This is a genomic window from Aquamicrobium defluvii (genome assembly GCF_004363725.1).
Taxonomy (GTDB): Bacteria; Pseudomonadota; Alphaproteobacteria; order Rhizobiales; family Rhizobiaceae; genus Mesorhizobium; species Mesorhizobium defluvii.
This window is the reverse complement of the sequence record NZ_SNZF01000004.1, coordinates 120651-133373: the sequence shown is the minus strand read 5'-3', so window position 1 is coordinate 133373 and position 12723 is coordinate 120651. Positions and strand designations below refer to the sequence as shown.

The window sequence follows — 12723 nt, the reverse complement described above, 5'->3', positions numbered from 1 at the left end:
CGATCAGCCGGAGACAGGCTCAGGTGCGGGCAGGACGCAAAAATTGGAACATGGCAGTGGCTTTCGCCGCAGCCTGGTTCCTTGTCTTGCAATCGCTGCTCGGCGCCTTCGCCATGGCAGCGGGGCCAGAGCGCCTGCAACTCGACGCCTTCGGCAACGTCATCTGCACCCATGAGGGCATTGGCGAGCTTCCCGACGGTGCACAGCCTGCCCATTTTCCGGACTGTTGCGTGCTCGGCTGCAATCTGGCCGCCCCGCTTCTGGCCAATCCGCCGGCACCCGTGGCCCTCGAAACCGGCTTCGGTTTCGCAACCCTCAGTTTCCGGACGGGCTCGCAGGATCACCTGTCCTTTGCGCGCCAGCGCTCTCCGGCCAACCCCCGCGCACCTCCGAAAACGGCGTGATCTGGAGCATTGTTGGTGAAAAAGGGATCACCAACAATGCTCTATCTCTTTGTTTCTACGCAGTTCCGGACGCAAAACCGCTTCGCACTTTTGCTGGAACTGCTCTAACCGACGACCGCGAGGTCGCCGCCAATCATGCAATTTTCAGCGCCATCAGTTGCGCATCAGTTTCGGAGAAGACCCAATGTCCCGTTCGCACGTCCCCGCACGCACCACCCTCACCCGTCGCGGCCTGGCCGCCCTTACCCTTGGCCTCATGCTTCCGCTCGGCTTGTTCGCTGCGCCGGCTTCGGCGCATGAATACAAGCTTGGCGAGCTTGAAATCGGGCATCCGTGGTCGCGCGAAACCCCGGCCGGCGCCAAGGTAGCCGGCGGCTACCTCACCGTCACCAACCATGGCGGGGAAGCCGACCGCCTGATCGCCGTTTCCTCCGATATATCGGAGAAGGGCGAAATTCATGAAATGGCCGTCAATGATGGCGTCATGACCATGCGCCAGTTGCCGGAGGGACTGGAAATCGCTCCCGGCGGCAAGGTGGAACTGAAGCCCGGTTCCTATCATCTCATGTTCATGGGCCTGAAAGCGCAACCGAAGAAGGGCGAGCGCTTCCCCGGCACGCTGACTTTCGAGAAGGCCGGAAAGATCGACGTCGAGTTCGCGGTCGATGCAATGGGCGGAGAGCCCGATCACGGCGGCCATGGCGAACATGGCAACAAAGACGACCAAAGCGGTCACTGACCACAAACACGAAGGCCGGCGCCCCGCGCCGGCCTTCGCATTTTACATATCCGGCGTTACGAACTCAGAACCGATAGGTCAGGCCGAGCACCGGGCCATGCAGCGTGGTGTCGAACACATGCCCGTCATCGCGGTAGTCGACGCTCAGCACCTTGTAGCCGACCGACGTCGAAAGATGATCGGTCAGTATATAGTTCAAGGTAGCCAAAGCCTGATAGGTGAACTTCGATCCGACATCGAAACCGCCCATGTCGGCCTGCATCTGGATGGACATCCGGTCGGTCAGGCCATGGAACAGACGCGCGCCGATCACCGGATCGACCCAGCTGAAGCTCTCCTTGTGGGAAACGGTGATCCCGGCCGCGGTTCCCGTTACCCTGTTCGATATGTGCCAGACGCGTACGCCTCCCAGCAGATCGAGCGTGGTGCCCGGCACATCGACAACGCGGTAGCCCGCCGCTAGCGTGGAAGTGAACTGCGCGGTGTCGATGCTGACATCCGCGCTGGTGATCCCGGGATTGCCGGGAAATGGCGGGATATTTCCGAAGCTGTGTGCATCCGTCGTGTTGGTGTACATGAGGTCGCCGGAGAACACGAAACGATCATAGCGGCCCCACAGATTGATGAAGCCACCGAAATTGAGATCGTCGAAGATGTCGCCGAAGCTCTTTTCCACCGGAATGGTCGGACCCACCCGGTAGGGCGAGATGTCCCCCTTCAGGCCCGCCGCCCACATATAGGGCGTAACCTGAAAAGCCCATAGCGGCCGCGCTGTGTCCACCACCGCCGGGGCTTTCACCGGCAGCACATCTGCCGCCATTGCGGACGGAGCTGCCATGGCAAAAAGTGCGGCGAGGCCGGCAATAGCTTTTGCTGTCATTTCTGTGATCAGGCTCCGAGCGTGTTCTTGTGGATGCGCCCATCCTTCATGATGAGCTTCAGGCTGTTTTCCGGGTCGGCAATAACCAAGATATCCTGCAACGGATCGCCGTCTACGACAAGCAGGTCGGCCATGGCGCCGCCTTCTATGACGCCCAGAGCGCCGCGGTAGGGATTGCGCGGCCCCGACAGTGCCAGCAGTTCGGCATTGCGGCTGGTGGCCAGCGACAACACTTCATGATTGTCGAACCAGCGCGCGATCTTGGCCAGATGACGGCCCTGCGCCGCCGTGCCCCTGGGGTTGAAGAGAATATCCGTGCCCCACGCCATGTTGACGCCGTGCTTTTTTCCGAGCTCGAAAGCGCGGACCGTGCCTTCCGCGATCTCCCGGCGTTGCGCCTGTTGTTCGGGCGTGCCGCCGGGATTGGCGTCCTCGTCGGCAAGGAATGGCTGCAGGCTCCACCAGGCGCCCGCATCGGCGATGCGGCGCACCGTCTCCTCATCCGCCAGCTGACCGTGTTCGATGCTCTTCACGCCGCAGTCCAGGGCACGCCGGATGCCGGCCGAAGTGTAGACGTGGGCGCACACATAGGTGCCCCAGTCGCTGGCGGCATCGACCGCAGCCCTGATCTCGGCTTCCGTGAACTGCAGCGAATCCAGCGGATCGAACAGCGACGTCACGCCGCCGCCCACCATGATCTTGAGCTGGCTGGCGCCCAGCATCAGCTGTTCGCGCGCACGCCGCAGAACCTCCGGCACGCCGTCGGCAATAGCAGAAATGCCCGCAGCCTCGGCGGTGCTGGGGTTGCTCTGCGCCGTGCGCGGCAGATCGGTGCGCATGCGGAAATCGCCGTGACCCGAGGTCTGGGAGATCATCGCGCCGCTGGGATAGATGCGCGGGCCCGGCATGCGCCCTTCATCGATCGCCCGCTTCAGCGCGAAGGACGGACCGCCGACATCGCGCACCGTGGTGAAACCGCGCATCAGCGTGCGTTCCGCCTCCTGCGCGGCCACAAGATGGACATAGGGGATATCAGCCGTCATCGCCATCATCTGATTGATGCCGGCAAGGATGGTGTGCCAGTGCGCATCGATGAGGCCCGGCATCAGCACCCTGCCCCCGCAGTCGATCACCTCGGCATCGGCCACCGTCTCATCCTGCCCGACGAGGTTCTCGATCCGGTCGCCCGAGACCAGGACATCGCGGCCCTCGATGTAGGAAGAGGATTTGCCATCGAATATCTTGACGTTCCTCAGGAGCACCGGCTTTCCCTCCGCGGCAAAAGCGGGCACGCCCGCGGCCATGACGCCGATGGCGCCGGCAATGCCGCGCAGCACAGACCTGCGCGACAGGCCGCCACTGAGCCGCGCATTTATTTCGGCGACCATGGGACTATGGCACAGGCAGCCGAAACCATGGCTCAGATGGCTGTACTTCGATCCGAAATTCATGCCCACGCCTGTCTCTCCGGTGACTCTGACGAACGATGACGATAGTCGATTTGCCATCCATTGCAAAACCGGCGTCCATCTGCCCCGATGATTCCTTAAGGCTGGCTTAAGGCAAGGCGGCGAATGCGCAGAGATATAACCGGAAGTCATGAGATGCGGCTGCTGATCGTTGAAGACGACGATATTTTGCGCGACGGGCTGAAGGTCGGCCTGTCGCTGGCGGGCTTTACAACCGATGCCGTCGCCACCTGCGAAAGTGCGCGGGCGGCCCTGGAAACGAACGCCTATGACGCCGTCGTCCTCGACCTCATGCTGCCGGACGGGTCCGGGCTCGACATCCTCAGATCGTTGCGCTCCACCCGTGACGAAACACCGGTGCTGATGCTGACAGCGCGCGACACGGTGGCCGACCGCATCAACGGCCTTGACAATGGCGCGGACGATTATCTCGGAAAGCCCTTCGATCTGGATGAGGTGGCGGCCCGCCTGCGGGCGCTGACCCGCCGCTCCAACGGGCGTTCAAGCGCAGAGCTGCGCTGGCGCGACATCACGCTCCAGCCCGCCAGCCAGCTGGTGGAACGTGCCGGAAGGCAGATCAGGCTGTCGCGACGCGAGTTCACCCTCCTTCAGGCGCTCATGAGCCGCCCGGGCGCGATCCTGTCCAGGGCACAACTGGAAGACAAGCTCTATGGGTGGCAGGAAGAGGTGGAGAGCAACACCGTGGAAGTCCACATCCACCATCTGCGCTCCAAACTTGGACCGGGGCTGATCGAGACGGTGCGCGGGCTGGGCTACCGGCTGGGTCCGGAACCCTGAACCGCCCGCAAACGATCGTGCTTTAAGCCTGACTTAAGCTGCGAGCCTCATGCACGTACCGAGTGAGTTGCCGGACGGAGGCAGATGTCCCGGCATACAAGGAGCCAGGGTTCCATGCACGACAGGTTTCTCCCTGCCAGAGATAGTGCGAAGCCGGGTACGGCGACGTTGCAGAAGGTGAATCGCCGCACATTGCTGCTTGGCCTGCCGCTGATCGCCGGCACCGGCATTTTCGCCACCCCCTCGCGCGCCTCGACCTATCTGGTCGAAAGCGTTCCCCAATATCGGGCCGCGCTTGCCGATCTGGCTCGCAGCAAGGCCAAGGCGCTTGTCGACGTGGGCGCGCAATGGTGCGCCTTCTGCAAGGTCATCGACGACAAGATCCTGCCCGACCGCAGGGTGGCGGGATTGATGCAGAATTTCGGCCTCATCAGGATCGACGTCACCGCCACGACCGATGACAACCGTGCCCTGTTGCGGCATCTGAAGGTTGACGGTCCGCCAACGGTTTTCATAGTCGATGCAGCCAGCGGGCACGAACATGAAGGGACGCGCTCGGTGGGCAGTTTCCCCACCGAAAGCCTCATCGCCCGACTGGAGCCCTTTGCCACCTGAACCGCCACCGGCAAGCCAGCGAGAGAATGAAACGTTGAGAAAAATCATACCTGCACTTTGTACGCTGCTGCTCCTCGCCGGTCTGCTTCCCGCTGCCGCACAACAGCCCGGCCTGCTTCAGGCCGATGAGGCGTTCCGCCTGAAAGTCCTGCCGGCACCGGAAGGCGGCGCGATCTTCGAATGGGAGATCGCCGACGGATACTATCTTTACCGCGACCACATGGAGGCAAAGGCCGCCAATGGCGACACGCCGGTCGCGCTGGAAACACCCGATGGGACCAGGGAAGACGATCCGAACTTCGGCGTTTCTGAAGTCTATTATGGCGAGGCGGAAGCACGGCTCGCAGCAGGTGAGGCAGCCGAGATCCTGCTTACCTATCAGGGCTGCAAGAAGGATTCGATCTGCTATCCGCCCGAAACGCGCAAGGTGAACCTCGACACGTTCGAAATCACGGCGGCCGCCTCGGGCTTCGGCCTGTTCGCCGATGCGCCGCAACAGGTACAGACACCTGCCCGGTCCGCGGGGACATCCGCCGCCGGTTTCATGGTCTCGCAGGAGGCGGCGGCGGGCGGCATGGTCGCCTCGCTGCTGGCCGATGGCGGCGCGTTGTGGGTCGTGGGCAGCTTCCTCGTTTTCGGGCTGCTGCTTGCCTTCACCCCCTGTGTGCTGCCCATGTATCCGATCCTGAGCGCGACGCTCGCCCGCTCGGGCGAGACGCTTACGCCCCGCCGTGGCTTTGCTCTGTCGCTGGCCTATGTGCTGGCCATGGCAGCGGCCTTCGGCCTGCTCGGCATCGCCGCCGCCTGGTCCGGCCAGAACCTGCAGATCGTGCTGCAATCGCCCTATGCCGTCGCCACGGTTGCGGCGATCTTCACCATCCTCGCGCTTTCCATGTTCGGCCTGTTCGATATCCAGCTTCCTTCCGCATGGGTCAGCCGTGTTGCGGGGGCCGGCAGCAGCCGGCGCGGCTCGCTGGGCGGCGCTGCCGCCATCGGCTTCACCTCCGCGCTGATCGTCGGCCCCTGCGTCACCGCCCCGCTGGCCGCAGCCCTGCTCTACATCGCCCAGACCGGCGATGCCGTGCTGGGTGCGGCTGCCCTGTTTGCTCTGGGTCTGGGACAGGGCCTGCCGCTGATCGCCTTCGGCACCTTCGGCAGCCGCGCCCTGCCGAAAGCCGGCGGCTGGATGGAATATGTGAAATATGCATTCGGCTTCGTGCTGCTTGGCCTGGCCGTGTGGATGGCATCGCGCCTGCTGCCGGCTCCCCTGACACTGGCACTATGGGCGGCTCTGGCGATGACCGCCGCTGCCTTCATCGGCGCTTTCGATCTGGTGGGAAGCGATGCAAGTGCGGGCCGGCGACTGGTCAAGGGCGGTGGCATGGCGCTGGCGCTTTATGCGCTGATCCTCGGTGTGGGAGCGGCGTCCGGCGGCAGCGATCCGCTCCGCCCGCTGGCGCACTTCAGCCTTCCCCAAGAGACAGCACAGACCGCTGCGCCGGAGTTCGCCGGTATTTCCTCCGCGACAGAACTGCAAAGCGTGCTCGCCGCTGCCTCTTCCGAAAAGCGTCCCACGCTGGTCTATTTCACCGCCGACTGGTGCGTGACCTGCGCCGGGATCGAGCGCGAAGTGCTGCCGGCCCGACAGGTAGCCGAAAACCTTTCCGGCTTTCGCCGCATCAAGGTGGACCTGTCGCGGCTCGACGACACCAACCGGTCCCTGATGCGCGACCTTGCGGTGATCGGCCCGCCGACGATGATCTTCTTCGGGCCCGACAAGGCCGAGATCGATGGCACCAGGCTGATCGGCGAGATCGGTGTCGATGCACTGGTGGCTTCAGCCACTCTGGCCGGAAAATAGGGCGGGACCGGAAATGAACGCCTTCACCATCGGCCCCCTTATGTTTTCATCCGATCGCCTTGCCGCGGTGCTTGCCATCGCCACCTTTCTTGCCGGGGCCGAGCTTCTGGCCCGCACTGTAGACCGACGCTTTGCCGGCTGGACGTGGCGGGCAGCCGTCGCCTTCTTCCTTGCCGCCCGCCTCGGCCATCTCATCCGCCACTTCGACAGCTTCGCAGCGGAGCCGTGGCGCGTGCTGGCCATCTGGCAGGGCGGCTTCATGATCCCGGCCGGCATTGCCGCGGTGATAATCGTGACGCTCCTGCATCTGCGCCGCCACCCCAGACTGCTTCTGTGGACCCCGGTTCCGGCGGCGGCCGCTGCCTTCATGGCCACGCTGGTCATCCAGCTTACCGCCGGGGTGCCGCCCACTCCATTGCCTTCCGGCTCCTATACGTCGCTGGGCGGTGGCGAGATCATACCTTCGGCGCTCACCGGAAAGCCCATGGTCGTCAATCTGTGGGCGTCATGGTGCCCGCCATGCCGGCGCGAAATGCCGATGATGGCCGATGTCGCAGCAGCCAGCGAGGATGCAGCCTTCCTGTTCGTCAACCAGGGTGAGAATGAGAACACCGTGCAATCCTACCTCGAACGGGAAGCGCTGACGCTCGATCCGGTTTTGCTGGACAGTCTCGGTCGCTTCTCGCGCCACTACACCACACCCGGCCTGCCGGCGACCCTGTTCGTCGGCGCGGACGGTCGGTTGCGCGCTGTCCACATGGGCGAGATTTCCCGCGAGGCGCTTCTGTCGGGCATCCGGAAACTGCAGAACTGAACCCGCAGAACTTCCGTAAAATGCACAGCGCGCCATAACATCTTCACGACGAGGGAACGCGGAAATACTCCGGCTCAGGCGGCCGCCGCCGTAACCCGCGCCCTGTCCGCAGGAATGACGATGGCCGCAAAAAGACCGCCCTTCTCGCCGTTGCGCAGCTCCAGCCTCGCGCCGGCATGGTCGAGCGCCGTTTCGACAATGCTCAGGCCCAGCCCGCTTCCCACCGCGGAGCGGAACCGGCCCCGGAAAAACCGCTCGGTTACCCGCGCCAGTTCCTCATCCGGAATGCCCGGCCCTTCGTCCCGGATCCAGACGGCAACCTCACCCTCCCCTTCCGACACTCCGCAGGCGACCTTTGCGCCTTCCGGCGAATGGTGCAGCGCGTTCTCGATCAGGTTGCGCGCGGCAAGCCGGAAAAGCTCTGCCGGCATGGTCAGTTGAAGGGTATGCAGGGCCGGATCGATAACGACCGCACCTCCCCCATGGGCAGCGAGGTCATCGGTTACCGATTTCAGCATCTGTCCGGCGTTGAACCGACCTTCCGCCGTTGGAGCGGCACCGCTTTCAAGCGATGCGATATCGAGCAGCTGCCGCACCAGCCTGCCCGTCCGGTCGACGCCCGCCACGATCTGCGAAAGTGCCTTCTGCCGGATCGCAGGTTCCTGCGAAGCCAGCGCGATCTGGGCCTGTGTTTTCAGGCCCGCCACTGGCGTCCGCAGCTCATGAGCGGCGAAGGCAATGAAGTCCCGCTCGCGCTCGCGCGCATCCGAGACCCGCCTGAACAGCGCGTTGAGAGACTTCACCACCGGCTGCAGCTCGCTGGCCGCGCCGCCGGCGTCGATCGGGTGGAGGTCGGATGCAGGACGCATGGACAGCTCACCGGCAATCCGGCTGAGCGGCATCAGCCCGCGCCCGACGCTCAGCCATATAAGGCCGGCCAGCACCGGCAGGATGAGCAGCGCCGGCAATAGCACACCGAAGATGACGCTGTTGACGAGATGGTCACGGAAGTAGACGCGATCGCCAACCATCACGCGCACGCCCGCTTCCGGATTGTCCACCGTGTAGACGCGCCATGTCTCTCCGTTGATGACGGTGTTGGAGAAGCCTTCCGCATGCTCCGACAGCCTGGCTTCCGGCGCTCCTTCGGACTGGCTGAGCAGCGTGCCCTCCAGCGACCAGATCTGGCAGGAAAGCTGGCGGTTATAGGCTTCGTGCGTTTCCATCCCGACCGGCGGAACCACGGCGTCGCCGCCCCCGCCAAGCGCGCGCCTCGTCACCATCGAGTTCACCATGCGCGCGGCTTCCATCAGCCGCGCATCGAGAACCCGCTCGAGCTGCGCGCCGGTGGAATGAAAGATCCACGCCACCGCCGACAGCCACACCAGCCCGGTGATAAGGATGAGAATAGCGAACAGCCGGGTCCGCATGGAACGCATCGGGCTTTTCTCCGTTTGCCGAGCCGTCTCCCACGGGACGGCATGAGCGCTTCATGCCTCATGCAAGCGGCTTAAGGCAAACTTAAGAAACCTTGCCGGTTGCCTGAACGGCAGCTGTGCGCTGTCTGCAACACACTGTTTTTTACGTGCGCAAAGGCTTTCCTTTTGCCCTTAAGCCTGCCTTAAGGTCTACCCAACCCTGTCGGCCCGAACACCCGAAACCGAGGCCGCTTATCATGTCGACCACCCTGTCCCGCATCATGTTGCCGCTTTTGAAAACCAGTTCATCTGAAGCCTTTTGCAATGCCTCCCTTAACCGGCGCGCGGCACTGGGGCTGATGGCCCTAGCGGCCGCGCCTGGTTTCGCCATGCGCGCCAATGCTCAGGACGGAGACGGCCTCGACACCGAAATGATCGTGAACGATCCGGCCGACCCGAAAGCCGGGAACGCCAGTGGCGATGTCACCATCGTCTACTTCTTCGATTACAACTGCCCCTTCTGCAAGAAGACCATGGGGCCTCTGAACACGGCCGTGAAGCAGGACGGCAAGGTTCGCCTCGTCTACAAGGACTGGCCGATCCTCACCTCGGCTTCCATCTACGGCGCGAAGCTGGCCCTGGCAGCCCACTATCAGGGCAGGTACAGCCAGGCGCATCATGCCCTCATGGGCATACCGGGCGGCAAGGTTCCGGAAGAGAAGATGCGCAAGGCCGTGGCTGGCGCGGGGCTCGACATGGCGCGGCTGGAACGCGACATGAAGGCGAAGGATGCCGAAATCACCGCGCTTTTGCGCCGTCACGGCGCGCAGGCCGATGCGCTCGGTCTTGCCGGAACGCCGGTTTTCCTGATCGGCCCGTTCCTTGTCGCCTCCGCGCTCGACGAGGCGGGCTTCAGGCAGGTTATCTCCGACGCGCGCGAGCGCGACAGCAACTGATACGAAGGACTTCAGGCAAATGATCGATGCAACGGACGGCCCGGCACGACGCGCTTTGACGGCAATGGCGCTTCTCGCCTGCATGGGGCTGGCCGCCTGTGCCACCTCATCGGGGACGGCGACGCCTCCGGGATTGCAGCCGACCGCGCCGGCCGCCGCACCGCCCCCTCCGGTCGGAGAGGTTCAAACCTCCGCCACTCCTCCGCGCTATGGGCCGAAACCGAACGAGCGCTTCCCGCTCCCCAACGAAGACCTGTCCAGGGTTCCCGAGAAGTTCCATCGCCAGATGGTCGATTATCGGACCGACCATGTTCCGGGCACGATCGTCGTCGACCCCGCCAGCCATTTCCTCTATCTGGTTCAGGCAAACGGAAAGGCGCTTCGTTACGGCGTGGGGGTGGGCGCCGCCGGCCGCGGCTTCAGCGGCGTGACCGATCTGGCATGGAAGCAGGAATGGCCGCGCTGGCGGCCGACCGATTCCATGATCGCCCGCGCCCCGGAGCAGTACAAGAAATATGAGAATGGCGTCGAGGGTGGCCCCGGCAACCCGCTAGGTGCCCGCGCGCTCTATCTGTTCAAGGATGGCAAGGACACCTACTACCGCATCCACGGCACCAACCAGCCCTCCAGCATCGGCAAATCCGTGTCTGCCGGCTGCATCCGCATGCTCAACATGGATGTCGTCGACCTCTACCAGCGCGTGCGCCCCGGCTCCAAGGTCGTCATTCTGTAGGCAGGAACATTGCGGACCCATGGTCCCCCATGCGGTCCGCCCAAACGACCTCCCGGCTGAGATCCGCAAGCCGGGGAGGTTTTTCATTTTCCCCCTTAAAGCGCGTCGCGATCCCTCCGATTCGCTCCTGACGCTTTCAGCTCTTGTTCTTGCGCATGTCGTTGTCCCGAAACCGCTGCCCGCTTTCGGGCGGCACGCTTCAGGCCGCATCGAGCCCCATCTGCCAGAAGTCCGCCTCGAGCCGGGACGCCTTTCCGAAAAGGTCCGCAAGCTCCTTGAAACGCCGTTCCGTCATGGACCGTGCCGCAAGATCGTCGAGCAGCCCGCGCGAACCGGCTGCGAGTTGCTGGAATGCATCGCCGGCATATTCGCCGATCCACTCGCGATAGGGGTGATCGCTGTCGATCTTTTCGATACCTTCCGGCGCCAGCGCCTTGCCGATCTCGGCATAGCCGATGACGCATGGGGCAAGCGCCACATGCAGGTCCAGGAGGTCGCCGGCCGCACCGCAATCGAGAACGAAGCGGGTATAAGCGACTGTGGCCTGATGCTCGGGCACTGAATGAAGTTGCTCCGGTGAAAGCCCCCAGCGCCCGCAAAGCCGCACATGCAGCTCGGTTTCGTCCAATATTCCTGCAAGGCCCGCCTGCGCCGCCCTGATCTCGGGTATGGTACGGCTCTTGTAAGCGGCAAGGGCCCAGGCGCGCGAAAACTGGATCAGGAACAGATAATCCTGCACCAGATAGGCCTTGAAAGCTTCCTGCGGCAGCGAACCCGCACCCAGCTCGCGCACGAAGCTGTGCCCGACATAGCTCTTCCAGTCTTCGGCCGCCGCCTGCTTCAACCGTTCAAAGACATCCATTCTCACTCTCCCTGCTCATAGGCTGCATCGAAGAAGGCCAGTTCCAGTGCCACGGCCCTCCGGAAAAGCGGCTCACGTCGGCCTCGCCGGGGCTGCACGGTCCGGTTCCCGGCGAAGAGCCGACGAAATCGCGAAAATCCGGATTGTCGTGCAAACTGATCCATTCGCCATGAATGAAATTCTGCGGCAGTGTGGCCGGCGCCCTGATGGCCCGGTCGAGATAAAGCCATTCCGCCACGTTGAGCACCGCAAGCGTGGCCGTATAAGAGCCCGAGGTCGCCGCCTCACGCATGATCGCCTTGAACCCGGCGTCGGTTTCGTATCGGGAATGGTGGCGCGTTGCTCCCCGCTGACGCCCAGCGCATCGAAGGCACGCAGGAAACAGGTGTTTTCCTCTCCTGACACCATTCCGATGAACCGGCCCAGAAGCAGCCGAGCCTCAAAGCTGTCGCTGGCGGCGATTGCGGCACCAAGAAGGGTCAGGAAACTGTCGAGAAAGCGATGATCCTGAACCAGATACGAGGTCATGACCTCATTGGCCAGGGTTCCTGCGAACAACTCGCCGACGAAACGGTGTTCTACCGCTTGCGCCCATAGCGGTTCGCTCTCTCGTTTCAGGGTTTCGGTGAAGCGTTCGCTCATCGCGCTGTCCTTTCATGGATGACAGCGAGACCGGCTGTTGAAAAATCGGTTTCTGGCATAGGCGGCCTCGCAAGGAGGCCGGCAAAAAAGACAGCAGGAAAAATCGCCATCCCTTCGCCGGCATGATCCGGATCAGGTTCGGAGGGTCACCGCGCTGCTTGCGCCAGCGGTCTCTCAGCCCCTTGCCGGGACTCCCCTTGGTGAATGTTCCTTGTAGACGATCTGGCCGGATCCGTCACCATCCGGAACCGTAACCATGAGGCGACGAAGATAATGACAAACGCACATGGCCGGCGCGTTGCAGAAAGAAATTCGCGCTATGAATATTCCGGTTCCACCACAAACACTGCATCGTCTGCAAAAGAATCCGGAACGCAAAACGCCGCCCCGAAGGGCGGCGTTCTGAAGTCCTGAAATAAAGCTGTTCTGCTTACACCCGAGAAGATTTCATGCGTTTAGCAGACCTGGCAGCGACCTACTCTCCCGCGTCTTGAGACGAAGTACCATCGGCGCAGGGGCGTTTCACGGCCGT

13 protein-coding genes and 1 riboswitch are annotated in these 12723 nt (G+C 63.3%); of the genes, 8 read left to right on the top strand and 5 right to left on the bottom strand.

All coding sequences use genetic code 11. The annotated features are described in order from the left end of the window. Nucleotides 1-50 precede the first annotated feature (50 nt). Nucleotides 51-404 carry a DUF2946 family protein gene (locus DES43_RS04620; protein WP_051520435.1) on the top strand — a complete coding sequence of 118 codons (354 nt, stop codon included), beginning with the start codon at nt 51-53 and terminating at the stop codon, nt 402-404. Between the two features lie 184 nt (nt 405-588). Beyond that, nucleotides 589-1143, top strand: coding sequence for a copper chaperone PCu(A)C (locus DES43_RS04615; RefSeq protein WP_035024575.1), 555 nt, complete (start codon nt 589-591; stop codon nt 1141-1143). Between the two features lie 64 nt (nt 1144-1207). On the opposite strand, the gene DES43_RS04610 is transcribed toward DES43_RS04615, so the two are convergent. Together DES43_RS04610 and DES43_RS04605 are read right to left on the bottom strand one after the other, a co-directional pair. Next, nucleotides 1208-2023, bottom strand: a complete 816-nt coding sequence (locus tag DES43_RS04610) for a DUF481 domain-containing protein (RefSeq protein WP_051520436.1) — start codon at nt 2021-2023, stop codon at nt 1208-1210. A gap of 8 nt (nt 2024-2031) precedes the next feature. Continuing rightward, the gene (locus DES43_RS04605) at nt 2032-3474 is read right to left on the bottom strand and encodes a metal-dependent hydrolase family protein (protein ID WP_035024576.1); all 1443 of its coding nucleotides are present in this window, start codon (nt 3472-3474) and stop codon (nt 2032-2034) included. Nucleotides 3475-3627: 153 nt separating this feature from the next. Between DES43_RS04605 and DES43_RS04600 the strand changes: the two genes are divergently transcribed. The 4 genes from DES43_RS04600 to DES43_RS04585 all read left to right on the top strand — a co-directional run bounded on the left by DES43_RS04600 (nt 3628) and on the right by DES43_RS04585 (nt 7580). Next, entirely contained in the window at nt 3628-4290 is a 663-nt protein-coding gene (locus DES43_RS04600) for a response regulator (RefSeq protein ID WP_035024577.1), read from the top strand. 114 nt (nt 4291-4404) lie between these two features. Beyond that, complete coding sequence (locus tag DES43_RS04595; RefSeq protein WP_166647705.1) at nt 4405-4905, top strand: thioredoxin family protein; 501 nt, start codon at nt 4405-4407, stop codon at nt 4903-4905. A 34-nt stretch (nt 4906-4939) separates the two neighbouring features. Beyond that, nucleotides 4940-6766: a protein-disulfide reductase DsbD gene (dsbD, locus tag DES43_RS04590; RefSeq protein WP_035024580.1), complete on the top strand. Its 1827-nt coding sequence runs from the start codon at nt 4940-4942 to the stop codon at nt 6764-6766. Nucleotides 6767-6779: 13 nt separating this feature from the next. Further along, on the top strand, nt 6780-7580 hold the full coding sequence (locus DES43_RS04585; RefSeq protein WP_035024581.1) for a TlpA disulfide reductase family protein: 801 nt from the start codon (nt 6780-6782) through the stop codon (nt 7578-7580). Between the two features lie 74 nt (nt 7581-7654). On the opposite strand, the gene DES43_RS04580 is transcribed toward DES43_RS04585, so the two are convergent. Next, the gene (locus tag DES43_RS04580) at nt 7655-9019 is read right to left on the bottom strand and encodes an ATP-binding protein (protein WP_035024583.1); all 1365 of its coding nucleotides are present in this window, start codon (nt 9017-9019) and stop codon (nt 7655-7657) included. Nucleotides 9020-9279: 260 nt separating this feature from the next. On the opposite strand from DES43_RS04580, the gene DES43_RS04575 reads away from it, so the two are divergent. Both DES43_RS04575 and DES43_RS04570 read left to right on the top strand, forming a co-directional pair. Beyond that, nucleotides 9280-9954: a DsbA family protein gene (locus DES43_RS04575; RefSeq protein WP_051520441.1), complete on the top strand. Its 675-nt coding sequence runs from the start codon at nt 9280-9282 to the stop codon at nt 9952-9954. 19 nt (nt 9955-9973) lie between these two features. Continuing rightward, complete coding sequence (locus DES43_RS04570) at nt 9974-10687, top strand: L,D-transpeptidase (RefSeq protein WP_035024584.1); 714 nt, start codon at nt 9974-9976, stop codon at nt 10685-10687. Nucleotides 10688-10886: 199 nt separating this feature from the next. Here the strand turns inward: DES43_RS04570 and DES43_RS04565 are convergent, their stop codons facing one another. Both DES43_RS04565 and DES43_RS04560 read right to left on the bottom strand, forming a co-directional pair. Continuing rightward, nucleotides 10887-11549 carry a TenA family protein gene (locus DES43_RS04565; RefSeq protein ID WP_035024586.1) on the bottom strand — a complete coding sequence of 221 codons (663 nt, stop codon included), beginning with the start codon at nt 11547-11549 and terminating at the stop codon, nt 10887-10889. Between the two features lie 72 nt (nt 11550-11621). After that, nucleotides 11622-12191, bottom strand: coding sequence for a TenA family protein (locus DES43_RS04560; RefSeq protein ID WP_245264655.1), 570 nt, complete (start codon nt 12189-12191; stop codon nt 11622-11624). 92 nt (nt 12192-12283) lie between these two features. Then, nucleotides 12284-12399: riboswitch (TPP riboswitch) on the bottom strand. Nucleotides 12400-12723: the final 324 nt, after the last annotated feature.

What these genes read in the sequence shown, in the direction of transcription:
- DES43_RS04620 (WP_051520435.1), top strand. Translation starts at nt 51, where the DNA reads ATGGCAGTGGCTTTCGCCGCAGCCTGGTTCCTTGTCTTGCAATCGCTG.
- DES43_RS04595 (WP_166647705.1), top strand. Translation starts at nt 4,405, where the DNA reads ATGCACGACAGGTTTCTCCCTGCCAGAGATAGTGCGAAGCCGGGTACG.
- DES43_RS04580 (WP_035024583.1), bottom strand. Translation starts at nt 9,019, where the DNA reads ATGCGTTCCATGCGGACCCGGCTGTTCGCTATTCTCATCCTTATCACC.
- DES43_RS04610 (WP_051520436.1), bottom strand. Translation starts at nt 2,023, where the DNA reads ATGACAGCAAAAGCTATTGCCGGCCTCGCCGCACTTTTTGCCATGGCA.
- DES43_RS04575 (WP_051520441.1), top strand. Translation starts at nt 9,280, where the DNA reads ATGTTGCCGCTTTTGAAAACCAGTTCATCTGAAGCCTTTTGCAATGCC.
- DES43_RS04560 (WP_245264655.1), bottom strand. Translation starts at nt 12,191, where the DNA reads ATGAGCGAACGCTTCACCGAAACCCTGAAACGAGAGAGCGAACCGCTA.
- DES43_RS04565 (WP_035024586.1), bottom strand. Translation starts at nt 11,549, where the DNA reads ATGGATGTCTTTGAACGGTTGAAGCAGGCGGCGGCCGAAGACTGGAAG.
- DES43_RS04615 (WP_035024575.1), top strand. Translation starts at nt 589, where the DNA reads ATGTCCCGTTCGCACGTCCCCGCACGCACCACCCTCACCCGTCGCGGC.
- DES43_RS04585 (WP_035024581.1), top strand. Translation starts at nt 6,780, where the DNA reads ATGAACGCCTTCACCATCGGCCCCCTTATGTTTTCATCCGATCGCCTT.
- DES43_RS04605 (WP_035024576.1), bottom strand. Translation starts at nt 3,474, where the DNA reads ATGAATTTCGGATCGAAGTACAGCCATCTGAGCCATGGTTTCGGCTGC.
- DES43_RS04600 (WP_035024577.1), top strand. Translation starts at nt 3,628, where the DNA reads ATGCGGCTGCTGATCGTTGAAGACGACGATATTTTGCGCGACGGGCTG.
- DES43_RS04570 (WP_035024584.1), top strand. Translation starts at nt 9,974, where the DNA reads ATGATCGATGCAACGGACGGCCCGGCACGACGCGCTTTGACGGCAATG.